We start from the raw sequence: 23,688 nt of genomic DNA on the forward strand, positions 1-23,688 counted from the left end.
GAGAACCGGACTCAGAAGAGCAGCATCGTGAGCTTGCGGCGGTATTCCTCCGTCAGCGGATGATCGTTGCCCAAGACGTTGAAGACGCGGAGCATCAAAGCGCGGGCCGGTTCGCGGAGATCGCCGCGGTCTTTGGCGACCACGTGAAGGGCGTGCTCCAGCGCCCCGGCGTAATCGTGCTTGGCGGCCTCGATTTCCGCCAGCGCTAGAGCCGCCGCCAAGTCGTTGGGATCGGCAGCCAGACGGGCCTGCAACTCCGCCGGATCGCCTTGCGTCTGCGCCGACTCTTGCAGGCGGATTTCCGCGAGCATCCGTTCGCACTCCTCGTCCGCGCCGCCCCGTTCCGCCAACTCCTCCAACAGCGGTTTGGCGTCGCTCAACCGCCCCGCCGAAAAGAGCACGCCGGCCAACACGCGCCGCGCGGCCGTGCTTTGCGGATAATCGGCCAAGATCTCGCGCAAAGCCGCCTCCGCTGCCGCCGGATCTTGCGCCGCCAATGCCCGCGCCGCTTCGCTCCGCATCTCGTCTTCCGCGGGGACGATGCCGTCCAACCACGCCCGAAGCTGCGATTCCGGCATCGCTCCCGTGAACTGATCGACGGGGCGACCGTCGCGAATGGCGAAGACGGCGGGAATCCCCTGCACACCGAAGGCCGCGGCCAGGCTCGGTTCTTCATCCGTGTTGACTTTGGCCAGCACGAACGCGCCGTTTTTCTCGCGGGCGAGCTTTTCCAGAATCGGCCCCAACATGCGGCAGGGGCCGCACCAAGGCGCCCAAAAGTCCACCACCACCGGCACCTGTTTGGAGCGTTCCAGCACATCGGCCTGAAAGCGGGCCGCATTCGTTTCGACAATCCAGGGCGATTGTTCGGGCATCGTATTCCTTTCCGCCGCTGAGGGAGGGAGGGTGTTGGTTCAGCGCTCCGCCGGGTGAGCAACGCGGATCGTCTTTTTGCGCATTATACCGAGAAGTCGCCTCCGCCCGGGCTTCCCCGTGTGAGTTGGCGCAATCGCCTTTATGCCGGCGCGAAGCACGCCGCGCCCGTTCCGAATGCGGACGAAGGTGCGGCGATCGTTTCGTGCAGGCCCCGCGGAGGCTGAGCGGGAAAACGTTGAGGCGAGAAATTGGGTGCGGAGCGATCGCGCGTCGCATCGCCCGATTCCCGACGGTCGATCATGAGACGTCCCGGCGGCGATTCTCGTCATCCCATTCTTTGCGACGCTTGGCCTCCTCCGCGTCGCGGAGGCGCTCTTCGGCGGGAATGGCGAAAACGGAGGTGTTCGCCAACACGCAACCCCGGCGTCCCGGCACGCAGTCGGTGCGCAATCGCAGGCAGAACTCGCGCTCCATGTCGAAATGCGGACAGGAGAAGGATGTCATATCGCTTTCCCTGGGCGAACGAAGCCATGCGCCTTCCTTATCATCGGAACTTCGGCTCGATCGAGCAAGAGAAAGCCCGCGCGAAACAGGCGGCTCGCCCGCAGAGCGAACCGATCACCGTCGGGATCGTTTGCGGAGCGAGATTCGTCGGTTCCGGAAACGGCAATGCCGATCCGCATCGACCTTCCGCTCGGAGTTTGCCGTGCGGCGCGTTCGCGGGCTGGAGCGCCGCCTTGGTTCACAATCGCAGGTACCGGAGCATACCCTCGAAGAAACTTCGGGCATTGGTACCCAGGGTGCGCACTCGGTACCCGCCCTCTTGAACGACCAGCGTGGGCAAGCCGAGTTGCGCCACCATTCGCCCGTTGACGGCGAAGTCGCGCGCTCGCAGCGGCCAGGTCCCCGTCGGATCCGCCAGGGCGGTGTCGAATCCCAGCGCGAGCACGAGAAACATCGGCTGAAAGTCCGCCACGATCTTGATGGCCTTTTCCAACGTTCGGTGATACGCGGCGGCGTCGATATTCTCGGGCAAGGGAAAGTTATGCGAGAACCCCTCCCCCGCCTCCGCGCCGCGCTCCTCCGCAAATCCCGAGAAATACGGATATGCGAAACTGGGGTGCCCGTGAATCGAAACCGTGAGGACGTCGTTTCTGGTGTAGAAGATGTCCTGCTGGCCGTTCCCGTGATGGAAATCCAAATCGAGGATGGCGACCTTTCCCAACCGAGACAGGTACTGAGCGGCGATCGCGTTGTTGTTGAAATAACAGAAACCGCCGAAACTGCGGCGCTCGGCATGATGGCCGGGCGGACGAACGAGGGAGTAGACGACGCGCCGCCCGTGAAGCAACTCCTCGGCGGCGGTGAGCGTGCAGTCGACCGCTCGTCGCGCGGCGAGATAGGCATTCCGGTTCAGCGGAGTGAACGTATCGATGCAATAGTAACCCGCCCGCACCGCCAGATCCTTCGGCGGTTTCGCGGCGTTGCGGATGGGAAAAACGTACGGGTAAAGAGACTTGCCGGGCGGCATCAGGTTGCAGGCTCGCTTGAGATAGCTCACGAAGTCGGCGTCGTGCACCGATTCCACGACCTTCTGCGGAAAGGCTTTGGGACGCAAGACGGTGAAAGCATCCATGGGCAGGATGCCCTGTAGGATAGACTTGATTCGGACCGGTGACTCGACGTATCCGCGTTCCCGCAAATGATGAATGTCGTGCTTGGCGTTGATGACCAAGCCGATCTGCTCGTCGCGTTCCAGACGAAGGGGTTGCGTCTCGCGTTGCTTCACCGGCACATAGCGCGGAGCTCGCAAGCGTACCGGATCGTCGCGAAAGGACGCCACGACCATCTCGATGTACTCGGGCGGGCAAAGGTGTCCGTACTTTCGTTCCAGGATGGCGCGGACCGCCTTCCGGGCGAGATGGCGTGACAGCGGCCGGTCCCGATCAAGCCCGTCGAACACCAGCAGCGGCATGTCGCTGTCATCGGGACGGATCGGAGCTTGATAGGCCGTTCCCTCGATGGGATAGGCCCCGAACGCCTCGTAGAACTTCAGCCTCGCCGCGTTCTGCTTGGCGGAGCGGGGATCGGAGCATTGATGCGGATCGTCCGGAAGGCACTCGAAGAAAAGGCCCTTGGCCCCCAGCGCCTTGGCGTCCCGTCGCACCCGATCGTACAAGGCGCCGCCGATGCCGCGTCCGGCCTTTCCCGAGGCGGAGGCGATGTAGTCCAAAAAGCAAAACTCGATCACCGGTTCGTGCATCATCAGGGCGAAGCCCTGCACCTGGTGCATGTTGTTGGTCGCGACGTAAAGCAGGGTACGGAATTGCTGCTTGAAGGGATTTCGGAGTTTTTCGGCCAGTTGGTCGATTTCCCGCCGCGGGACGGCGTCGAACTGCTCCGCCAAAATGCGCTGGACTTGCTCGATCGCGTCCCGGTTGTCCGGCAACACGTCGTCATGCACGCGGCGAATGTAGAAGGCGGTCATGGAGATGCGTGACTCCGCAAGAGGTCGTTTGGAGGGCGGTCCCTTCCGCGGACACGGCTGAAAACGGCAGCGCGACGCGAACCGATTTCCCGGTATCGGGGAGGTGCGGAAAGAGCGGGAAAAGGCGTCTTCCGGCACCGCCGAAGCGGTGTCGCTCATGGCAGTATACACCGCAAACCCGCGACCGAGGATGGCCGGGTCCGATCTTCTCGGCACGGTATCGACTCCCAAGGGTCGCGCCGGCGCGAAGTGCGCCGTGACCGTTCCGGATGTCGGCGACCGGGAAGTATTCCCCGCCCAGCTCAATGCGTACAATGGGGATTGTTGTGATAGACCGGAATCGCCCGAACCGGAGACGCAGGAGAACAACAAGCCGATGCTTGCGCCGAACCAGGTGATGGACGCTTACTTCTTGGACGTGCGATCGATGATCTTGGAGATCGCCGCGGCCTTGGACCGCCACGACACGGCGGCGGAGAAAGCCGCCTCGGGCGGCGCTGCCGACGATCCTCGCCGTCGCAAGATCGAGGAGGCGGTCCGGATTCTCGCGTCGCAGGGACCGTGCGGCGATCGCGTCGAGCGGATCCTCCTGCTGTTCTCGGACGACCCGGGCGATGGGGCGTGACGTCGTTCGCGCCGGTTCAGGGAGCGTCTCCCTCCGGACGGTCCGCCCGATGCGCCCCCCGACGTAACGTCGATCTTCACCCTCAGGGATTTCAGGCCGATGTTCATCATTCAACCGCATTACCACGCCATCGCCCGAACCACCCAAGATTACGAACGCATGGCGGCGGCGGGGGTCGTCGCCGTGGCGGAACCGGCGTTTTGGGCGGGATTCGACCGCCGGTATCCCGAGACGTTCATCGACTATTTTCGGCAAATCAGCGAGTTCGAACCGACCCGGGCCGCACAGTACGGCATCCGGCATTTCTGCTGGGTGGCCGTCAACCCCAAGGAGGCGGAAAACCCCGAACTGAGTCGCGCCGTCTTGGCCAAGATGCCGGAGTTCTTCGAAAAGCCGACCGTGCTGGGCGTCGGAGAAACCGGACTCCACAAGAGCACGCCCAACGAAATCGAGATCTTCGAGGCCCAAATCGAATTGGCCGTGCAATACGATCAACTCTTGTTGGTGCATACCCCGCATCTGGCCGACAAACTGTACGGCACGAAACGCATTCTGGAGGTGCTGAAGAACTTCCGCCTCGATCCCGACAAGGTGTGGATCGACCATGTGGAGGAGCACACCATTCGGATGGTCAAGGACGCCGGTTACTGGCTGGGTTTCACGCTGTACCCCATCACGAAATGTTCTCCGCGCCGTGCCGTGGACATGCTGGAACGTTACGGATGGGAACGGACGCTGATCAATTCCTCGGCGGATTGGGGCCCCAGCGATCCCGCCACGCTGCACGAGTGCATCTTCGATTTTCGTCGCCGCGGATACTCGTTGCAGCAGGCGATCGAGGTCTTTCACAATAACCCGGTCCGTTACCTGGGCCAAAACCCCAAGTTCGACGTACCGTTGATCCGAGTGGAAACGCACGAGGTCGGCCTGGTAGGGTTCCCCTGATTTGACGGCATCCCGGCCGAATCCGATAAAGCGTCATGCACTTCAAGCACGAGAAGACCGCCGTCGCCTTGTGGTCGCTGGCCGCCGCCGCGGCCATGACCGCCGGGAAGCTCTTGGTCGGCGTACTGACCAACAGTTTGGGCATCATCGCCGAGGCCTTGCACTCGGGCCTCGACCTGCTCGCCACGGCGATGACGCTGTGGGCGGTACGACTCTCCGAAAAGCCGCCCGACCGAAACCATACCTACGGTCACGGCAAGTTCGAGAACCTCTCGGCCTTGGGCCAAACCCTGCTGTTGCTGATTACCGCCGGTTGGGTGATCTACGAGGCCGCGGCGCGTCTCTTCTTTCGCGAAAGCGTCGAGATTCAGCCCAGCATTTGGGCGTTCCTGGTCGTCTTGGCGTGCATCGCCGTGGACATTTGGCGGGCGAGAGCGCTCCAGCGTGCGGCCGATAAATTCCAAAGCCAGGCCCTGGAGGCCGACGCCCTGCACTTCTCCACCGACATCTGGTCTTCGCTGGTGGTTTTGGTCGGCCTGGCCGGCGTCCGGTTGGGACAGCTTTGGGGCGTGGAATGGTTGGAAAAGCTCGACGCCGTCGCCGCCCTTTTGGTGAGCGTCTTGGTGATCTACGTCAGCATCCGCCTTGGACTGCGTTCGGTGGCCGTGCTATCCGATCAAGCCTCCGAAGAATTGGTGGATCGGATCACGGCGGCGGGACGTGTGGAAGGGGTCTTGGCCGTGAAGAACGTCCGCGTGCGGCAAAGCGGCGCCGGCATCTTCGCCGATCTGACGGCCGTCATCCCGCGAGATTTGAACATGGAGGCCGCCCACGCTCTGGTGGGCAACGTCGTTTCGGCGGTGCGGCAAGCCGTTCCCAACGCCGACGTGGTCGTGCACCCCGAACCCACCGCCCGCGAAAAGGAGGATCGCGCCACCACGATTCGCGTGCTGGCCAAACGGCACGGTCTGGAAGCTCACGACGTCCATTCCATCCACGAGGAAAACGGTCGGCAGACCGTGGAATTGCACGTCGAGTTGGACCCTGCGCTCAACCTCAAGGAGGCGCACGAACGGGCCTCGCGTTTCGAGGAGGAGATGAAGAGCCAATTCTCGGACATCGACGAGGTCATCACGCATCTGGAGCCTTCGTCGGCCAGTCAGCCCGCGCAATCGCGTCAAGGCGACCGACCCGCCGTGGAGCGGGTGATCGCCGAATTCTTGGACTCCAGCGGAGTGCCGGGACACGCGCACGCCTTCCGCTTTCAGGAGACCGGTTTGGGGCCTGCGCTGTCCTTCCACATCCACTTGGACGGCGCACTCCCCCTCCACGAGGCGCACGAGATCTCGCGCGGCCTGGAGCGACGACTTCGCAACGCGTTTCCCGCCTTGCATCGCGTGACGATTCACGTGGAACCGCGACCCGACGGCGATTCCGAGGCCCCCTCCGCCCCCGACCGATCCGAGTGATGCGGCCTCGCGATCGTCGCCGCCGCCCGATGCGCAACAAAAACCCCCATTCCCTCGTCGCGATCGACGCGAAGGAATAGGGGAGTGGAACACGCTCGGGAAAACCGGGGATTCGCGCCGCCCGGTCTCAGTGCGACGCCTTGGCCTCGCCCTGTTGGCAGCTCAGTTCGCGCAACTCACGCACCCAAATGTTGCGGAAGCGCACGGGGTTACCGTGGAATTGCAGGTGGATCGGTTCCTTTTCTCCGTGCGGCGTGTACTGAGGGGCCTTTTCCCATGCCGTCGCGCCTTCGATCTCGAAATGATTCTGCACGACCACGCCGTTATGAATCACCGTCACGTAGGCGGGCTTCACCAACTTGCCCGATTCGTCGAAACGCGGGGCCGTAAAAATGACGTCGTACGTCTGCCATTCGCCGGGCTTGCGCGAGGCATTGACCAGCGGCGGATGCTGCTTGTAGATCGCTCCGCATTGGCCGTCGAAATAGGTGGGGTTCTCGTACGAGTCGAGAATCTGAATCTCATAGCGGCCCATCATATACAGGCCGCTGTTGCCTCGCCCTTGTCCCGATCCTTCCACCTTTTCCGGTGTGGCGAATTCCAAATGCACTTGGCAGTCGCCGAACTTCTGCTTGCTGACGATTCCGCTGCCGTGCGAGACGGCGTAGCCGTTTTCCACGATCCAGTTTTCGCCGTTCTCCCACTGCGACAAATCCTTGCCGTCGAAGAGCACCACGGCGTCCGAGGGCGGTCCGCCGTCTTGCCCCGGAGTGACGACCGGCGGTTCCTCCCAAACCTTGCCGCTGACCCATTCCTCGGCCGACAACGGCGCCGAAAGCATCCACGACGCCAGCGCGCCGCACAAGACGATCCCAAACAACGTGCGCATACCTACCTCCTGGGGCTGAAAAAACGGAGACACAAGCTGAAACACGCCGGATCGGAGACCTTGCGGCGGCGCCGGAGACGAAACGTCGACGCTCGTTAGGGCGGGGCCATGACTGCGGGGCAACGTCGCCGATCCAATCCCGTCATCATGCTTTGCCGCAGGGGCAACGTCAAGCGCCGCGCTCCGACCGCGTTGACAACGCGGTTCGCGTCCCGCCTGCTTCCACGTCGCCGTCACGGAACCTCGTCGAAGACGCGGACGTAATCGACGACGAATTCATCCGGAATCTTGGCGGCTTGAAGTTCGGGACTGGGGCGACCCTCGCGCCGGTAGCCCATGCACTCCGCCGAGACCAAAATGAATTGCTCGCGGTGCGAGATCGGCCCGTCGATCCGCCAGGTTTCCTTGCCGTCGGCGTAGAAGACGTATTCTCGCGGCGTCCACCACAGACCAAAGGTGTGGAATCCGTCGGGCGACTCGTCGAGTTTGACCGGACCGGACCCTTTACTCTTTCGGTTCTTGCCGTAACCGCCGGTATGCACGGCATGCGAAATGACGTTGTCGCGGGTGAAATTCTCCATGATGTCGATCTCCACGCCGGAATCGCCGGGGTCGAGCGTGGCCCCGATGCAGGGCGATTGCAGCCAGAAGGCGGCCCACCATCCCGGTTGCGTCGGCAGTTTGCAGCGGATCTCGTAGTAGCCGTACTTGTGGACGAATCGCGGCGGTTCCAATTCGGCGATCGGCCAGACGAACTTCTGCGTGAAACTGCTGTCCGGCGGTCGGTCCATGAAGTTGGCACCCGTCTGCAATTGCGACGTGAAATAGTCGCCGTCCTTTTCATAGACCGTCAGCACCAGGCGGCCCTTACCGTCCAGATACCAGGCGTCTTCGACCCAGGTTTCGTGCCGTTGATGCATCATGTGGAGGCGAAAACCCCATTTGCCTCGATCCAATTCCGGTCCGTCGAATTCATCGCTCCACGCCAATTTCCACTTCCTGCCGGGCGGTAAGAGGCTCGGCACGACTTGGCCGATCGTCTCGGAGGAGGTCCCCGACGCCGCCGGTCGCGAATCCTCGGCCCAGGCGAAGCCCGTCCACAACATTAGAAAAACCGCCCAACCGGTCGCCGCGCAATTTCCTCGCATGTTGTCGTTCCTCCGTCTCGTTGAAATGGTAGGAGCAAATCCGGCAAGCGCCGGTCCGCCGGTCCGTCGCCGTAACCGCCCGAGTCGCTGACTGTCGCCGCGTCCGTAGTCTACTTCGCTGAGAGAGCGACTCCAAGGCTTTTCGCTTCACGGGTTGTCGGAAGATACGCCGAACAGCAGTGCGGCGTTGCGGGCCGTTTGGGCGGCGAATTCCGCGACGGGCATACCCCGCAACTCGGCCAGGAACGCACCCGTATGGGCGACGTATTCCACGCGGCATTGCGGCACCCGCCCCCGCAGCGGCTCCGGGGTCAGAAAGGGGGCGTCGGTCTCCACGAGAATCCGCTCCGGCGGCACCCGCCGCGCGGTCTCGCGAATGGCCTCGAACTTGCGATTGCGGTACGTGACCGATCCGGCAAAGCTGATGAAAAGCCCCAACTCCAGCCAAGTCTCGACATCATTCCACGAGGCCGCGCAGGCGTGCATCACGCCGCGAAGCCCTTGCGCCGCGAACTCGCGCAGAAAGGGCGTTATCTCCTCCTCGGCGTCGCGGCAGTGGATGACCGCCGGCAACCCGCTCCGCACGGCCAATTCCAGGTGACGGCGGAACCAATCGCATTGCACGTTCCACGGCGTGTGGTCGCGGTAGCGGTCCAGGCCGGTTTCGCCGATCGCTTTGACGGCAGGATCGCCGACCCAGGCGGCCACCCGTTCCCAATCTTCGTCGCCGCACTCCGCCGCCGAATTGGGATGAACGCCGACCGCCGCCCAGACCGTGCCGGGACATCGTCGAGCCAGAAGGATCGCGGCTTCGTTGCTCGGGGTATCGATCCCCGGGCAAAGGACGCCGACCACGCCCGCCTCCTGCGCCGCCCGAACCGCCGCTTCAGCGGCGGCGAGCATTTCCTCCCGCGGGGAGTCCTCGTCCATCAGATACAGGTGCGCGTGCGAGTCGAACCACGCACCGGGAACAACATCGCGATCCGTTGGCATGGGGAACGGCCTTTCATTTCCGGCGACACGCGGACGGCGGCGAGACAATCGCGAGACAATCGCTGCCGTCAGAGCGGCGTACACGCCGTGCTCGGAGCGTGCGGTGCTGCGATTCACTGGCGCGACCGCGGGCGGTCATGCCGCATCGCTCGGGGCGGCGGGGGATTCCTTCCGCAAATCGTCCAATAGCGATTGCAACCGCTCGGCTTCGTCGAGAAAGAGTCGGCGGAGCGATTCGGCCGACTTGGCTGCGGCGGGCGCGAGTCGCGGATCGGCGGCGGACTCCAGTTCGGCCGCACCGTTGCGGAGTTCCCGGATCATCTTGTCCGCGAGAAAGTCGAGCGAAAGATCGTGCCACGCGGTGTACACGTCGGGATAATTGCCGGGATCCGGTACCTCACCGCTCCGCACGATGTGCTCGGCCGCCTTGGCGGCGAATTCGCGATGCTCCTCGGCAATCTCCTGCATGGCCTCCCACAAGTCGGCGAAACGCCCCGGCACCCAAGGTCGCGCACGATGGAGATAGGCGGGCAGCGAGCGGGCGGTCAACGTCAGCATCCGCCTCCAAAGTCCGCCGGCCCTTGCGTTTCCCGCGGAATTGCCGGGCAGGGCGTTTTCGTCACCCGGCGAGGCCTGAGACGATGGTTGCAATTGAGTCTCCATCACGAATCGTTTCCCCTCCCGCACTCCATCCACTCATGCCATGCGCTAGACGCCGCTTGCGTCCATCCCTCAGGCCGAAGCGCGGGACGGGCGTCTCCCGGCCCGAACACGGCTTCGGTACCCGGTCCGCAGTCGCTCACGGCACACCCGCCGCGGCCTTGGCCCAACTGAACAAGGGTTGCCACAGCACGCCCAACACGATCAGCGACAAGGCCAGGGCGGACACGAACGTCACGCCGGAAACGCCGACGGTCGGTCGGGCCGCGATGACGGCTTCGCTCGGCGATTCCAACACCATCACTTTCACGACTCGCAGATAGTAGAACAGGCTGATCGCCGTGTTCGCGGCGCCCACCACCAGCAACGTCCACAACCCGGCGTAGGTCAGCGAGGCGAAAGCCGCGAACTTGGCCGCGAAACCCGCCAAGGGCGGCAACCCGATCAGGCTGAACATGATCACGGTGACGGCCACCGTCAACCCCGGCGAGAAGCGGACCCAGCCCGCGAAGTCGTCGATCGTTTCGCTGCGGAAGGCGTCGCGCAGGAAGGCCGTCGCCGCGAACGCGCCCAGGTTCATGATCAGGTAGACGACCACATAAAGGGCGGTCGCCGCCACGGCCCAACGGGCGAGTTCGGGCTGGGATCGCCACAGCATCGCGGCGGCGGCAACCGGCATCAACATGTAGCCCGCGTGCGCAATCGTGGAGTACGCCAGCAGTCGCTTGAAGTTCCGCTGCCCGTAGGCGGCCAGATTGCCGAATGTGCAACTGACGGCGGCCAAGAAGGCGATGACGGCGGCCAAGAATCGGCCCACCACGTCGGCGGGAGAACGCGGATTCGACGCCGCGGCAAGCGACGAGGCGGCGACGGGGCGGGCGACGGGCGCATCGCGACCATCCGGGGAAGTGCCGGGGATTGCGGCAAGTCGGACGGCGCCGGCGTGCGGCAGCACGGAATCGGCGGGGATCGCTCGGTCCGTTGCCGCGAATTGGGCGGGATCCGGGAGACGGGTGACCGTCGGATCGGCGCCGAGGAAACCCGCGGTCAGGCGAATCAACAGGATCAACGCACCGGCCTTGGAGACGGTGGAGAGATACGCCCCGACTTCGGCGGCAGCCCCCTCGAAAACATCCGGCACCCAAAAGTGAAAGGGAACCGCCGAGAGCTTGAAGGCCAAGCCGACCAGCAGCATCAACAAACCCAGCACCAGAACGGGCGCGTGCGAGGCGAAATCGGAGGCCTCGGTCAAGGCGGCCAACCGCAGTCCGATGGTCGGCAAATGGAAGGAGCCGAGACTGCCGGCAACCAGCGTCATACCGTAGAGCATGGTGCCCGCCGACGCCGCCCCGAACAGCGCGAATTTGACCGCCGCTTCGCCCGAGGCCCGACGCGATTTGATGAAACCGGCCAGCATGTACCCCGGCACGCCCGCCATTTCCATACCCAGCAGCACCATCAACAAATGATCGGCCGAAGCCATCACGCACAACCCCAGGATGGAGGCCAGGTAGAGCACCAGGAATTCCCCCACGTCTTCGTCCTCGGGCAATCGCGTCATGGCCAGGAAAATGACGAATACCGCACTGAAACCGAGAAAGAGAATGCGGAAGAACAAACCCAAGAGATCGAAACGCAACAGACCGGTGAAGCCGCTCACGGCGGTCTGGGGCAGATGCGGCAACAGGGCCATCATCGGCCACTGCATGACCGCCGCCGCCAGCGCCGCGACGACGCCCAGGAACGCCAGGGAATACGGCAGCCTCCGCCGCGACGGCAACAGCATGCGCGACAGGAGCAGCAACAGTATGGTGACGCAGACCAATCCCTCCGGCGCGAACAATCGCAGGGAAAAATACGCGTCGCCTTCGAGTTGCTCGAGCAAGTAAGGCAAATTCACGGTCGATCCACGTCCCGAAAACGGTTCAAGGAATACGCTTCGTCCGATGCGAAGGCCATCCGGCGGGGCGACGGCGGAGGCGCCCTGCGACGGAATCGGGTCATCTCTCTTCCGTCCCGCCGTCGGAATTCCACGCTTGCAGCCAGGCTTCTCGGGTGGAAACGGGGCGGTCCGCGGTCGGCGTCGGTTCCGGCGGCGCGGTCTCGGAACGCCGCATCCATGCGGAGAGTTGGTCCACCGTTCGCTCCACGCTGGGGGCCATGTATTGGAACAGCGATTGCGGATATACGCCCAAGACGATGGCTGGTATCAACAACGCCGCGCCGATGCTGAATTCCCGGGCGGTGAGGGGCGTCAAGCCCTCGGGGTGCGGTCCCTTGTATTCCGGCCCCAGATAGACCCGCTGGATCGTCCACAAGATGTAGCCCGCCGTCAGGATCATCACCGAGGCCGCGATGACCGCCATCGCTGCGCTGTAGCGGAACGACGCCAGGACGACCAAGACCTCGCCGATGAATCCGCACAATCCGGGAAGACCGAGCGCGGCGAAGAACAGGCCGAAGGCCAATGCCGAGTAGGCGGGCATCCTGCCGTAGATTCCGCCGAAGCGGTCGATATCACGATGGTGGACGCGATCGTACAACACGCCGACTAGGAAGAACATGCCGGCCGAGGACAGCCCGTGGGCGATCATCTGGAACATCGCCCCGTTCATGCCCATCTTCCAATATTGGCCGTCCCAAACGCCGGGAATCAGGCTCCAGGCGCCGATCCCCAGCACCACGTAGCCCATGTGGCTGACGGAACTGTACGCCACCAACCGCTTGAAGTCCTTTTGTGCCATGGCGGCGAAGGCGCCGTAGACCATGCTCACCAGTCCCAGCAGGCAGACCAGCCAAGCCAACTCGTAGGCCGCCGAGGGAAAGATGGGATAGCAGATTCGCAGGATGCCGTAACCGCCCATCTTCAGCAAGATTCCCGCCAGAATCATGGAAATCGGCGTGGGAGCCTCCACGTGGGCATCCGGCAGCCAGGTGTGAACCGGCACGGACGGCACCTTGATCAGGAACCCGATCAAAAGCAGCAAAAAGCACCACCATGCGAGCGACTTGCCGAAAAGGGCCGGTCGGGTGAAGTCGGAGTCCGGCAACCGACCCAGTTCCGCCAAGGCCGGCAGGTTGAAGGTGTGGAGCGGTTTCTCGCTGGGGGCCAAGGACTTCGTGATGACCGTTTCGTGCAGCAAGGCGTCGCGCCGTTGCTGTTCCGAGAGTCGGCGGACGTCGCTGTTATAGTACATCACCAGCAGCGCGATCAGCATCAGCACGGAACCGACCAGCGTGAAAAGGAAGAACTTGATCGCGGCGTACTCGCGGCGCGGTCCGCCCCAAATGCCGATCAGGAAGTACATCGGCAGCAGGACCACCTCCCAGAACACGTAGAAGAGGAAGAAGTCCAGCGCGGTGAACACGCCCAGCATTCCCGTCTCCAAAAGCAGGAACAAGATGCTATAGGCTTTGACGTGCTTGGTGATGGACCAACTTGCGGCGGCAGCCAAAACGCAAAGGAACGTAGTCAACAGGACCAAAGGCAGACTCAGGCCGTCCAGACCGAGGAAGTAGTAGATATCGAAGGAGGGGATCCAGGGGATTTGCACGACGTTCTGAAAGCCCGGTTCGCCCGCAATGAATCGCGCCTGCGACATCGCCTGCTCGACCGGGTTGTTGGGGTCTCCCAAGCCGGGCAGGATCAACCGTAGGCTCAAAAGAAACACGACCAGCGTCGCCCCCAGCGTCAACCGGCGGATGGCCTCCGTCGCCCGAGCGGGAACGAAAAGGAGAATCAGCGCGGCCAACGAGGGCAGGAAAATCATCAAGCTTAAGACAATTGCGGCAGCCATGGTCTGCGATCGTATCCGAAGTTCTCATCGGCGCGCCGCGCGGGGGCGCGTATCCCATTCGCGTATTCCGTTTTTCACGCCTGCGGTCGGCTTGGGCGGGAAAATCTCGCCGTCGTCGTCGACCGGCGGCGGTCCGCTTGCGCACGACCCGTACGCGACCGATTGGATTACGGCGTCAAAAACTCCCAATATAGCGAGGCCAGCACGAACAAGGCGGCGGTACCGGCGGCCAGCCATACGATATACAGTCGGATTCTGCCGGTTTGAACCCGCTTCAGGCTCAATCCCAGGCGATAGGTCGCCTCGGCCAGGCCGTTGACCGCCCGATCTACGAAGATCCGGTCGAACACGTCGTCCCACACGGCCAAGCCGCGCACGGCGGCGGCGGAACCGTCGGCCAAGCGGTCGATCACCTGCCGATCCACCCACGCCGCGCAACCGGCCAGGAATAACGTGGGACGCACCCAAAGCAGGGCATACAGTTCGTCGAAATACCACTTATTTTTCACGAACCGGTAGATGGGGCCGAGGGCGGCGACGACCCGGGCGGGATCGAAGTTGCGCGTCCCGTAGAACAGGACGGCCAAACCGATGCCCAGCGCCGCGGCAACGAAGGCCGTCCACGAGGCCGCCGTGTGGATCACCGCCTGGTGGGACTCGTGTTCCGGCGGCACGGTCAGCGTCGCCCAAGCCGCCCCGGCAAACGCGCCTTCGCCGGTCCCCGCCGGTCGGCCTTGCTCCAAGATGTTCGGTATGCTGAAGGCCGTACCCGGCACCTGCCATCCCGCCGCCACCGCCATGATCGCCAGCACCACCAAAGGGATCACCATGGACCGCGGCGATTCGTGGGCGTGGGCGAAGACGTGCTCGTCGCGAGGCGTTCCGGCGAACGTCAGGAACCACAGACGAAACATGTAGAAGGCCGTCATGGCCGCCCCCAAGACCGCCGCGTACAGCACCCAACCGTACATGGGGCTCGTACGCTGGAACAGCAAGACTTGGGCGACGATGGCGTCCTTGGAGTGAAATCCGCTGAAACCGAACCACAGCGGGATGCCCACCCCGGAAATCGCCAGGCAACCCACCAACATGGTGCCGGCGGTCCAGGGCATCTTCCGCCACAGACCTCCCATCCGCGGCATTTCGTTGGTTCCGCAGGCGTGAATGACCGAACCGGAGCACAAGAAGAGCAGGGCCTTGAAAAAGGCGTGGGTCATCAAATGGAAGAGACCGGCGACCCAACCGCCGACTCCCAGGGCCAGCATCATGTAGCCCAACTGGCTGACCGTCGAATACGCCAGCACGCGCTTGATGTCGGTCGCCGTCAGGGCGATGGTTGCCGCCAAAAACAGCGTGACGGTGCCGATGACCGCTACGACGTACAGCACCTCCGGGGTGAAGAGCGGGTAGCAGCGTCCCACCAAATACACGCCGGCGGCCACCATGGTGGCGGCGTGAATGAGGGCGCTGACCGGCGTGGGGCCTTCCATCGCGTCGGGCAACCAGACGTGCAGGGGAAATTGAGCGCTCTTACCCACGCACCCGCAAAAAACGCCCAACCCGGCCAACATCAACCACGTGTAACCTAAGGGCACCTCTCGGCGCGGCGCGGCGTCTTCCCGGGAATCGACCGCCGTCGCCTGATGCGGCGTTGCGGCGTGTACTTGGTCCGCGGCGGTCTCACGGGCATCGCCGGTCCCGCCGGCGAGTTGCCGCATGCCTTCCGGCACGATCAGGGCGTGATGCGAGGACTCGGCGCGAACCAGGGAGAACATCCCCGGTCGAACCTCGCCGCGCGGTCCCGGTACGTCGCCGAAGTCGAGCGTGCCCAGCGTGCCCAGCAGAATCATCAGACCGAAGACCATGCCGAAATCGCCCACCCGATTGACGATGAAGGCCTTGTTCGCGGCGGTGGAGGCCGACCGGCGCTCCACATAGAAGCCGATCAAGAAGTAGGAGCAGACGCCCACCAATTCCCAAAAGGCGAAAACCATGAAAAGATTGCCCGACGCCGCCAGTCCCAACATGCTGAAACAAAACAGCGAAAGGAACTGGAAGAAGCGATGGAATCGGCCGGGGCGGACCAGCGGCGCACCGTCGTCTCCGCGGACCTCGCCGTCGTGAACGTCGTGCAATTCCTCATGCATGTAGCCGAACGAATAGACGTGGATGCACGTCGCGATGAATCCCACCATAAGGAACATCGCGATCGTCAGCGCGTCGATGTAGTAGCCCACGCTGAGTTGCAGTTCGCCGAATCGGGCGAGCGTGTACCACGTACCGGCCAGGACGGGCGGCGAGGCGACGGCGGAGTCGGCGGGGGCGTGTTCGTCCGCCGCTTGATGGGCGACGGCGTGTCCCGCGAGCGGATGGGCGGAAAACCATTGGTAGGCCGCCGCGACCGAGAGGACCAGCGAGGTCGCGATCGCCGCCGTGGCGATATAGCCGGCCCAGCGCCCGCCGCGACCCAATCGCGGTCCGAGGAGCAAAATGATTGTGAACGAGGCCAGCGGCGCCAAACAGGCCGCCGCCAGCAAGCTCGGAATTGCCGTGTGAGGTTCCATCATCCGTTCAACCGATCACCGTGATCGACGTCGATCGTGGCGTAACCGCCGTAGAATGTCAGCGCGATAGCCAGGGCCGCTGCCGCCTCGGCGGCGGCCAAAAGAATGACGAACAGGGCGAAGATCTGACCGTCCAGCGAAGGCAGGCTGCTTCCCGCCACGTTCGGACTCGACATCGCCACCAAATTGACCGTGCCCGCGTTCAAAACCAACTCGATCCCGATCAGAATCCCAATCAGGTTCCGCTTGGCGATCATGCAGGTGATGCCCGTCACGAATAGGACGGATCCCACCAGCAAATAGGCGGCCAGAGGAATCTGAGCAAGCGGCGGATCGATCATGGTTACCGAGCGTCTTCGTGGAACAATGTTACGTCGAACAATCTTGAACGAACTGCGTGGTGCGGCTCGCCGTCTCGTGCGGCATCTCGCGGTGTCCCGATACCGGTCCGGGATGCCGTCCCGACCGCGGTGCCGGGCATCATGCTGGGCCTCCCTGCGCGGCGGCGGGCAGAGGCTCGGGAGTCGTCTGCGGACCGCCCGTCCCCTCCGAGGCGACTTCGCGCCGCCCCTCGGTCTCCGTGTTCGCGGGGCGCCGGGGTCGGGCCAGGTAGGCCGCCCCAATCAACACCGTCAGCAGGTGCACGGAAACCAATTCGAAGGGCAACAGGTACGCCAAGCCGAGGGCGGCGGCACCCTCCGCGTCGCTTTGGGCGGAAACGGCGTCGATGCGTAAACCCAACAGGGCCGACCCCAATCTGCCGGGGGAAACGGCGGGTTCCGCCGCCGTCGCCCGCGGATCGATCGGGCGCGGAAACCGCAAGTTCGCCTGAAGCAAGACCGCCGACAGCGTCGCCGCCGTAACCAAGGCCAACAACCATTGATCGGGACTGGTTTGCATCCGCACGAAGGGCGTTCGGGCGGTGAGCATCACGCCGAACGCGATCAGCACGACGGTCCCGCCGACGTAGATCATCAATTGCATGGCGGCCACGAAATAGGCCCCCGCCAGGAAAAACAAGCCCGCCACCGCCCCCAAGCAAACCACCAAGTAAAACGCCATCCGAACGATGTGCGTCGTCACGACGGCAGATACAGCGCCCGTCACGGTGATCGCGGCGAGAATGATGAAAAAGACCCAATTCCAATCCATCACGTCATCACCCGCCGGAGCGGCCCTCCGGAGTTGAATGCGTCCGCGGTGGTTCGACCTCGAGGGAAACCCCGTCGCTCGCGACGATCGCGCGGTCCTGTGCGGCGGAAAGCGTCGGCGACGCCGCCACCCGACCGCGATCCCCGTCGGACCGATCCGCAACGTTGTGGGCGGCGACTCGGGCCGGTACGCCAGGCGACGCGACTTCGGGCACGGTCCCCAGCGGTCGTCCGAAAATCAACCCGCCGGGCAGAAAGTACGTCCACAGTACCGCCCCCGCGAAAGCCGCACAGACTAACGGAAAACAGTATTTCCAGCACATGGTAATCACTTGGTCGATTCTTAGGCGGGGGAGGGTCCAGCGAAGCCACATCATGAACACCACGCCGAGGGCGCACTTGACGAGGAAGTTCGCGGCCCCCAGCAGGTTGCCGAAAAAGCCCGCCGCGGGTCCGCTCGCCGCAGTCAGTCCCACGGCGGAAAGGATGGGGATGGGGCCGTTCCAGCCGCCCAGGAACAAGATCGCCGCCAACCCGCTGAAGGCCGTCATCGAGGCGTATTCGCCCATGTAGAAGGCGCTCCAGCGAAAACCGGAGTATTCGGTGTGAAACCCCGCCACCAATTCGCTTTCCGCCTCGGCCAGGTCGAACGGGGCGCGATTGGTGCCCGCCGTGGCGCAAGTCATGTAAATCCAGAACGCGGCGAAGGTGAAGGGGTCGTGGAACAGGAACCAGTTCCAAAACCAACCGCGCTGCATGTTGCCGATGGCCGTCAAGTCCATGGTCCCGGCAATCAGCACGGGAATCACGGCGGAGAAGGTCAGCGGGACCTCGTAGCTGACGACTTGCGCTCCTTCCCGCATGGCGCCCAACAGGGACCACTTGGACCCGGACGCATATCCGCCGAGGATGATGCCGAAGACCTCCAGGCCCGCCACCGCCAAAATGAAAAAGACGGCAATGTTCAAGTGCTGGGCGACCCAACCATCGGCAAAGGGCAGGGCCAGGAACACGGCGAAGGCGGGCGCAAAAGCGGCGTAGGGCGCAAGGCGAAACAGAAACCCGTCGGCGTCCCGCGGAATGAGGTCCTCTTTGCTCAGCAGTTTCAGGCCGTCGGCCACGGGTTGGAGCCAACCGAACCGCCCGCCCACCCGGGTGGGGCCGAGGCGATCCTGGATGCGACCGGCGATCTTCCGCTCGGCCCAAGTGGCGAAGGGGACGATCGTCATCACGATCGACAGGATCACGCCGACCTGGAAGATCGCCACGCCGACGTAAACCGTCCACGCCCAAGGCGAGGTTGCGTTTCCGCCCAATAGTTGGATCAACCACTCGGCCATGCTTGCTCGGTTCTCGTGTGCGCCGCGTCGATCTTCGTGAATGTCGTCATGAAGCGATTCGGCCCGCCGCCGACCGCCGCTTTCTCCCCTCTTGGTCGCCCTTCTCGGTCGCGCGGTCCGTCGCGCCGGGCGGTCGCCATCAGCGATCCACCTCTCCCAGCACGATGTCCAGCGAACCCACAATGGCGGGCACGTCGGCGATCAGGCAATTCCGGCACAAATGCCGCAGGGCGGACAAGTTGCAGAAACTGCTGCTCCTCGCTCGGGCGCGCCAAGGAACCGCCTCGCCCTGGCTCACCACCAGAAAGCCCATCTGTCCCTTGGGGCATTCGGTCTCTAAATAGACCTCGCCGGGCGGAAGTTTTTCGTTCAGTTTGATGGGCCGCCCGATGTCCCCATCCGTCTTGCGGTAAAACTCCATCGCCTGCCGTACCAACCGGATGGATTGGGCGACCTCGACCATGCGGACGAAAAAGCGGTGCCAGCAATCCCCCAACACCGCTTCCGGCGGGACGTCGGGACAGGGCGGATTCCGTGGATAGCTCCCCTCCCGGCACACCGCCGTCTCGAAATCATAACCCTCATACATCCGGGTGTAAAAGGGATCGCCGTCGCGCCGGAGGTCCCAATCCACGCCGCTACCCCGCAAAACGGGCCCCGTGCAACCGTAATCCAAAGCATCCTCCCGCGAGAGCACGCCGACGCCGGCGGTCCGCTTGATGAAGATGGCGTTGGTGGACAGGAGGTCGTGCAGGTCGTCGATCACAGGCTCGAATTGATCGAGAAACGCCTCGCATTCCTCCAGCCATCCCGGCGGCAAGTCGGCCATCATGCCGCCGATCGTGATGTAGCTGTACGTCAATCGCGCGCCGCAGACCGCCTCGAAAAGATTCAAGATCTTTTCCCGCTCGCGGAAGCAGTACATGAACGGCGTGAAACTGCCCAGGTCCAGGCCGTACGTGCCCGCCGCGACCAAGTGACTGGCGATACGCCCCAACTCCGCGATCAGGACGCGAAGGTGCCGGGCCTTTTCCGTGACCTGCAATCCCAAAAGCTTCTCGACGGTCAGCGACCACCCGAGGTTCATATTCATGCCCGCCAGATAATCCATCCGGTCGGTGTAGGGTATCCACTGTCGGGCGGTGACGTTTTCGCCGATCTTTTCGGCGCAGCGATGCAGGTAGCCGATGTGCGGGACGGCGTCCAAGACCAACTCGCCGTCGGTCCGCAAAACCACCCGTAACACGCCGTGCGTGCTGGGGTGCTGCGGGCCCATATTGATGAGCAACTCTTCCGTTCGTATTTCCCCGACCGTCGCCAGGGATTCCCGATCTTCGGACATGGTTTCCCGAGTCGTTGTCGTTATTGATGGGTAAACCGGTCGATCGTCGGTCTTGCGGAATGCGACGACCGCCGACCGGTCGCTATCGAACTCGAATGCCGTGATATTCCTTGGGCATCTGGTAATCCTTGCGGAGCGGGTGTCCCTCCCAATCCTCGGGACAGAGTATCCGCCGCAGGTCGGGATGGCCGGTGAACTCCACGCCCGACAGATCGTACACCTCCCGCTCGTGCCACTCCGCCGCCTTCCACACGCCGGTCACGCTGGGCACCTGCGGCAGTCGGCCCGGCACGTCGTCCTGCCATCGCGGCAACATCACCTTCAGCGTCAACCTGGCATGATGCGTCAAGCTGGATAGGTGATACAACAATTCCAAGTGCGGTTGCCACGGCGTCTTGGCCGCCTTTTTCGGATCGGTTTGCAGGTAATCGACCGCCGTGATGCAGTTCAGCATCTCGAATCGCAAATCAGGGTCGTCGCGGAGAAAGCGGCAGACCTCGGGCAGCACGGAGGCCGACACCACGATCGCCTCGTCTCCCCCGGGCGATTGCACGCCCTCGACGGCCTCGCCGAATCGGGCCTTCAATCGTTCCACAACCACGGCGGTATCCACGACACCTCCCGTCCGCTATGAGACGCGTTCCCTAACGAGAATCGAGCACCGCCGCCCGGACCCATGGCACTACCCGGACCGCGGGCGCTCGGCTAGTCGGTCCCGCCCCCGGCCTGCGGCGGCGTGCGAATCCAGTTCAAGTCGCCCCGATACCAAACGTATGCGAAGCCCACCATCAGAATCCCGAAAAAAACGGCGATATCGATCATGGCGAGCCGCGCCAGTCGTCGCCCGAAGGCGGGAATGTCGCTTTGCGATTCGGTCGCGTCCGCCCGGTTGACCGGCAAATCGGACGAGTACGCGGCGACCCGAACGGGAGCGGGGCCGAATCCGCCGTCCGCTTCGAAAGCCGCCGCTTGCCTGGTCGTCGGGTCGGCCGAATCTTCGCCCGGTTGTGCCTCCCTCGCCGGTTGAACCGCCGACGGCAGGCCCAACTCATTCAGCCGCATCACCTGGGCCTCGGGCGGCAGGCGGGAATCGCTAAGCTGCGCGGCCTTGCCGAACACCGTCGCCCAGGGAAAGAAAAACGCCACTTCCACGTCGAAAATCAGGAAGACCAGGGCCACGACGTAAAAGCGAAGATCGAATTGCACGTCCGCGCTGCCGAGGGCCGGTTCCCCGCACTCGTAAATATCGCCTTTGACGGGTGTGGGATTATTCGGGCGAAGCAGACGGCCGATCAGAAGACCGCCCAGCACTACGGCCACGGCCGCGCCGAAGAACAGCAGCAGGTATCCGACCACCAAAACCGGCGTCATGCGAGCCTATCACCCCCGGAGCGATTGCGAAATTCGCCACCTTGCTCGTTGAAAAATCCCATTGTATGGCATCCCCCCTGCGATGCAAGTCCGCGGAACGTTCGTACCGGAGGGGCATGGGGACCGATGAGATGCCGACCCGCCCGGATTACGGGCAACCGGGGTCTTTAGGAAAGCTCCGGCAGTTCCGAGACGGGTCGCCTCCCTGCAAATCCGGTCTCCCACTCGTGCCAAAAGAGGATTTCCGGTTCGCCCAGGCGCCAGCAGAGCCAAATCCGCCGCCCGTCGAGCCTGGCCGGGAAATCCAGGATGCCCTCCCGAAGATTCTTGACCTCGGCGCCCAGGCTCACGATCTCTCGGACGTACTCCTGCAATCGCAGCATGTCCTCTTCGAGGGATCGCTCCATGGCGGCAACTTCCTCGCGATACAGGGGGTGCCGCTCCCGCGCCCCGCGATTCAATTCCGTCAGTCGTTCCTTGCGGAGCCAAAGATCCTCAGCCAAGGCCGTCATGCGTTCCACGATCGGGCGTGCTTCGGCCAATCGCTCGTTGGCTTCCCGCAGGGAAAACCACGCGCCTTCATCAGTGACGGAATCTTCACGGTTCATGGCACGGTTCGATCCGGAAGGGGACCTGGAGAAGCATGCGCGACGCGTCCGGCGACCGACGTACCGCCGCGATCCGACAACCGCTCACGCGCCGGGACCTTCATCCACGGGTTCCGTGACGGCCTTGGAAAGGGCCACCGCGGTGGGATTCAGCGTATTCTTTCCCCAAGCCACCTCGAGGGGAAGCCTGGCGAAATCGACCATGCAACCGTCACGCGAGTAGCAGCTTAGGTCGTACGTAGAGCCCATGAAGATGCAATCGGCCGGGCAATTCTCGGTGCAATACGCACAGAACATGCACTTGGTATAGTCGATCACGAACGACGTTACCCGAAAACCCTTGCGGCCCGGCACGCGCTCCTTGGTGATGTAGATGCAATCCACCGGACAATCTCGGGCACAACGGTCACAACCGATGCACGAGGTCAAGTCGAAACGGTGGAAACCGCGGTACCGGGGCGCGATGACCGCCGGTTTTTCCGGGTACTCGTACACATGCGTGAAGGTGCCCCGGCGAGCGCTGTAGGTCGAAATCCAGGTCCGCAGCGTCACCCAAAGGGCCTCCGCCGTCGTGGCCACCGCCAAGTAAACGTTCCGCCACCAAGCAGCGAAACCTTGTGTCGCGTTCGCGATACCGGACATCAGCACCCTCGAAATGTAGGCTCGGAATGATTCGGCAGGAGAGGCAAGCAACCTCGCTACCGGACCGCAAACCTCATCGTCGTGACGCGATCCCGTCCCGGCACGACGCTTCGTCCGCCGATACCGGACGCCCGGCAATGCCGTCCAAAGTCAATCGCCGAGGCGTCTAACAATTATAAACGTGTTGGAGCACGGGACAACGCAGACGCCGAGCGCCAGCTAAAGCGTCGGCCCAACGTGGCTTGCCTGGGCTAAATCGGCCCCGGACCGAGATCGGGCGCGAAAAGCCCCGCTGGAATCGCCCAACCGGAACCAAGCACCGGGTTTCTGCGGCGAATAGCCCTGGAAGCGCGGTCCGCGACCGCAAATCCAACGTGAACTGGACGGACTGAAGCGCGGGCTCGTCAACGCCGGTCACGGGGATGCCGCCAATGGAATGCCGGCTCCCGTTCCACTCCGACAGATCCAGCGGACGCTGGAAACGCCTTAAGTGTCGCTTTCTTGACACATGACTGAAAATGTGTATAGTTATTATCAGAGTAGTACCCGTGAAACGGTGAGGCAGGACATCTCGCCGAGGGAGGGCGCGATAAACCGGTGCGGCGATTGCAATGCATGCAGCGATTGCAGCGGCCTCGATTGGCCGATTCGCAGCCGAAATTGGCGAAAGATTACTTTAGATAGGCCCAATACTCCCCTAAAGGGGGATGCCAATCAGTCAACCGCAGCGTGGATTTTGATTGACAAATTGACTTTAGGCAAGTAAGGTCGAATAGTGAA

21 protein-coding genes are annotated in these 23,688 nt (G+C 63.3%); 3 read left to right on the forward strand and 18 right to left on the reverse strand.

Annotated features, from left to right (window positions below; translation table 11 throughout):
* Nucleotides 1-11: 11 nt before the first annotated feature.
* The 3 genes from trxA to ACYQ6J_RS13980 form a co-directional block, all read right to left on the reverse strand.
* Nucleotides 12-875, reverse strand: coding sequence for a thioredoxin (trxA, locus tag ACYQ6J_RS13970; RefSeq protein ID WP_460184802.1), 864 nt, complete (start codon nt 873-875; stop codon nt 12-14).
* Nucleotides 876-1,173: 298 nt separating this feature from the next.
* Nucleotides 1,174-1,380 (reverse strand): hypothetical protein, encoded by a 207-nt coding sequence (locus ACYQ6J_RS13975; protein WP_460184803.1) that lies wholly within the window; start codon nt 1,378-1,380, stop codon nt 1,174-1,176.
* Nucleotides 1,381-1,618: 238 nt separating this feature from the next.
* Complete coding sequence (locus ACYQ6J_RS13980; RefSeq protein WP_460184804.1) at nt 1,619-3,580, reverse strand: hypothetical protein; 1,962 nt, start codon at nt 3,578-3,580, stop codon at nt 1,619-1,621.
* 40 nt (nt 3,581-3,620) lie between these two features.
* Between ACYQ6J_RS13980 and ACYQ6J_RS13985 the strand changes: the two genes are divergently transcribed.
* The 3 genes from ACYQ6J_RS13985 (at nt 3,621) to ACYQ6J_RS13995 (ending at nt 6,403) form a co-directional block, all read left to right on the forward strand.
* Nucleotides 3,621-3,989, forward strand: a complete 369-nt coding sequence (locus tag ACYQ6J_RS13985; protein ID WP_460184805.1) for a hypothetical protein — start codon at nt 3,621-3,623, stop codon at nt 3,987-3,989.
* Between the two features lie 99 nt (nt 3,990-4,088).
* Nucleotides 4,089-4,934 carry a TatD family hydrolase gene (locus ACYQ6J_RS13990; RefSeq protein WP_460184806.1) on the forward strand — a complete coding sequence of 282 codons (846 nt, stop codon included), beginning with the start codon at nt 4,089-4,091 and terminating at the stop codon, nt 4,932-4,934.
* Nucleotides 4,935-4,969: 35 nt separating this feature from the next.
* Nucleotides 4,970-6,403: a cation-efflux pump gene (locus ACYQ6J_RS13995; RefSeq protein ID WP_460184807.1), complete on the forward strand. Its 1,434-nt coding sequence runs from the start codon at nt 4,970-4,972 to the stop codon at nt 6,401-6,403.
* Between the two features lie 127 nt (nt 6,404-6,530).
* Here ACYQ6J_RS13995 and ACYQ6J_RS14000 read toward each other — a convergent pair whose 3' ends face one another.
* The 15 genes from ACYQ6J_RS14000 to ACYQ6J_RS14070 all read right to left on the reverse strand — a co-directional run bounded on the left by ACYQ6J_RS14000 (nt 6,531) and on the right by ACYQ6J_RS14070 (nt 22,908).
* Complete coding sequence (locus tag ACYQ6J_RS14000; RefSeq protein WP_460184808.1) at nt 6,531-7,292, reverse strand: 3-keto-disaccharide hydrolase; 762 nt, start codon at nt 7,290-7,292, stop codon at nt 6,531-6,533.
* Nucleotides 7,293-7,525: 233 nt separating this feature from the next.
* Entirely contained in the window at nt 7,526-8,440 is a 915-nt protein-coding gene (locus tag ACYQ6J_RS14005; RefSeq protein WP_460184809.1) for a glycoside hydrolase family 16 protein, read from the reverse strand.
* A gap of 147 nt (nt 8,441-8,587) precedes the next feature.
* Nucleotides 8,588-9,433 (reverse strand): TatD family hydrolase, encoded by an 846-nt coding sequence (locus tag ACYQ6J_RS14010; protein ID WP_460184810.1) that lies wholly within the window; start codon nt 9,431-9,433, stop codon nt 8,588-8,590.
* 135 nt (nt 9,434-9,568) lie between these two features.
* Nucleotides 9,569-10,099, reverse strand: coding sequence for a hypothetical protein (locus ACYQ6J_RS14015; protein WP_460184811.1), 531 nt, complete (start codon nt 10,097-10,099; stop codon nt 9,569-9,571).
* Between the two features lie 133 nt (nt 10,100-10,232).
* On the reverse strand, nt 10,233-11,993 hold the full coding sequence (locus ACYQ6J_RS14020; RefSeq protein WP_460184812.1) for an NADH-quinone oxidoreductase subunit N: 1,761 nt from the start codon (nt 11,991-11,993) through the stop codon (nt 10,233-10,235).
* 100 nt (nt 11,994-12,093) lie between these two features.
* Nucleotides 12,094-13,890, reverse strand: coding sequence for a complex I subunit 4 family protein (locus ACYQ6J_RS14025; protein WP_460184813.1), 1,797 nt, complete (start codon nt 13,888-13,890; stop codon nt 12,094-12,096).
* Nucleotides 13,891-14,057: 167 nt separating this feature from the next.
* Nucleotides 14,058-16,457, reverse strand: a complete 2,400-nt coding sequence (gene nuoL, locus ACYQ6J_RS14030) for an NADH-quinone oxidoreductase subunit L (RefSeq protein WP_460184814.1) — start codon at nt 16,455-16,457, stop codon at nt 14,058-14,060.
* Nucleotides 16,454-16,795 carry an NADH-quinone oxidoreductase subunit NuoK gene (nuoK, locus tag ACYQ6J_RS14035; RefSeq protein WP_460184815.1) on the reverse strand — a complete coding sequence of 114 codons (342 nt, stop codon included), beginning with the start codon at nt 16,793-16,795 and terminating at the stop codon, nt 16,454-16,456. Before nuoK ends, nuoL begins: the two co-directional genes overlap by 4 nt.
* Nucleotides 16,796-16,934: 139 nt before the next feature.
* The gene (locus tag ACYQ6J_RS14040) at nt 16,935-17,606 is read right to left on the reverse strand and encodes an NADH-quinone oxidoreductase subunit J family protein (protein ID WP_460184816.1); all 672 of its coding nucleotides are present in this window, start codon (nt 17,604-17,606) and stop codon (nt 16,935-16,937) included.
* Nucleotides 17,607-17,613: 7 nt separating this feature from the next.
* Complete coding sequence (nuoH, locus tag ACYQ6J_RS14045; RefSeq protein ID WP_460184817.1) at nt 17,614-18,945, reverse strand: NADH-quinone oxidoreductase subunit NuoH; 1,332 nt, start codon at nt 18,943-18,945, stop codon at nt 17,614-17,616.
* Between the two features lie 139 nt (nt 18,946-19,084).
* Complete coding sequence (locus ACYQ6J_RS14050) at nt 19,085-20,287, reverse strand: NADH-quinone oxidoreductase subunit D (protein WP_460184818.1); 1,203 nt, start codon at nt 20,285-20,287, stop codon at nt 19,085-19,087.
* A gap of 82 nt (nt 20,288-20,369) precedes the next feature.
* A complete protein-coding gene (locus tag ACYQ6J_RS14055; RefSeq protein ID WP_460184819.1) occupies nt 20,370-20,900 on the reverse strand; it encodes an NADH-quinone oxidoreductase subunit C in 531 nt (176 codons plus the stop codon).
* A 92-nt stretch (nt 20,901-20,992) separates the two neighbouring features.
* Nucleotides 20,993-21,658 (reverse strand): NADH-quinone oxidoreductase subunit A, encoded by a 666-nt coding sequence (locus ACYQ6J_RS14060; protein WP_460184820.1) that lies wholly within the window; start codon nt 21,656-21,658, stop codon nt 20,993-20,995.
* Nucleotides 21,659-21,825: 167 nt separating this feature from the next.
* Complete coding sequence (locus ACYQ6J_RS14065; protein WP_460184821.1) at nt 21,826-22,266, reverse strand: DUF2203 domain-containing protein; 441 nt, start codon at nt 22,264-22,266, stop codon at nt 21,826-21,828.
* 84 nt (nt 22,267-22,350) lie between these two features.
* Nucleotides 22,351-22,908, reverse strand: a complete 558-nt coding sequence (locus ACYQ6J_RS14070; RefSeq protein ID WP_460184822.1) for a 4Fe-4S binding protein — start codon at nt 22,906-22,908, stop codon at nt 22,351-22,353.
* Nucleotides 22,909-23,688: the final 780 nt, after the last annotated feature.

Source organism: Thermopirellula anaerolimosa, from assembly GCF_054657335.1.

Coding starts and splice junctions, on each gene's coding strand:
- ACYQ6J_RS13975 (WP_460184803.1), bottom strand. CDS start 1,380: ATGACATCCTTCTCCTGTCCGCATTTCGACATGGAGCGCGAGTTCTGC.
- nuoH (WP_460184817.1), bottom strand. CDS start 18,945: ATGGCCGAGTGGTTGATCCAACTATTGGGCGGAAACGCAACCTCGCCT.
- ACYQ6J_RS13990 (WP_460184806.1), top strand. CDS start 4,089: ATGTTCATCATTCAACCGCATTACCACGCCATCGCCCGAACCACCCAA.
- ACYQ6J_RS14000 (WP_460184808.1), bottom strand. CDS start 7,292: ATGCGCACGTTGTTTGGGATCGTCTTGTGCGGCGCGCTGGCGTCGTGG.
- ACYQ6J_RS13995 (WP_460184807.1), top strand. CDS start 4,970: ATGCACTTCAAGCACGAGAAGACCGCCGTCGCCTTGTGGTCGCTGGCC.
- trxA (WP_460184802.1), bottom strand. CDS start 875: ATGCCCGAACAATCGCCCTGGATTGTCGAAACGAATGCGGCCCGCTTT.
- ACYQ6J_RS14060 (WP_460184820.1), bottom strand. CDS start 21,658: ATGACGCCGGTTTTGGTGGTCGGATACCTGCTGCTGTTCTTCGGCGCG.
- ACYQ6J_RS14010 (WP_460184810.1), bottom strand. CDS start 9,433: ATGCCAACGGATCGCGATGTTGTTCCCGGTGCGTGGTTCGACTCGCAC.
- nuoL (WP_460184814.1), bottom strand. CDS start 16,457: ATGATGGAACCTCACACGGCAATTCCGAGCTTGCTGGCGGCGGCCTGT.
- ACYQ6J_RS14025 (WP_460184813.1), bottom strand. CDS start 13,890: ATGGCTGCCGCAATTGTCTTAAGCTTGATGATTTTCCTGCCCTCGTTG.
- ACYQ6J_RS14040 (WP_460184816.1), bottom strand. CDS start 17,606: ATGGATTGGAATTGGGTCTTTTTCATCATTCTCGCCGCGATCACCGTG.
- ACYQ6J_RS14005 (WP_460184809.1), bottom strand. CDS start 8,440: ATGCGAGGAAATTGCGCGGCGACCGGTTGGGCGGTTTTTCTAATGTTG.
- ACYQ6J_RS14065 (WP_460184821.1), bottom strand. CDS start 22,266: ATGAACCGTGAAGATTCCGTCACTGATGAAGGCGCGTGGTTTTCCCTG.
- ACYQ6J_RS14050 (WP_460184818.1), bottom strand. CDS start 20,287: ATGTCCGAAGATCGGGAATCCCTGGCGACGGTCGGGGAAATACGAACG.
- ACYQ6J_RS14070 (WP_460184822.1), bottom strand. CDS start 22,908: ATGTCCGGTATCGCGAACGCGACACAAGGTTTCGCTGCTTGGTGGCGG.
- nuoK (WP_460184815.1), bottom strand. CDS start 16,795: ATGATCGATCCGCCGCTTGCTCAGATTCCTCTGGCCGCCTATTTGCTG.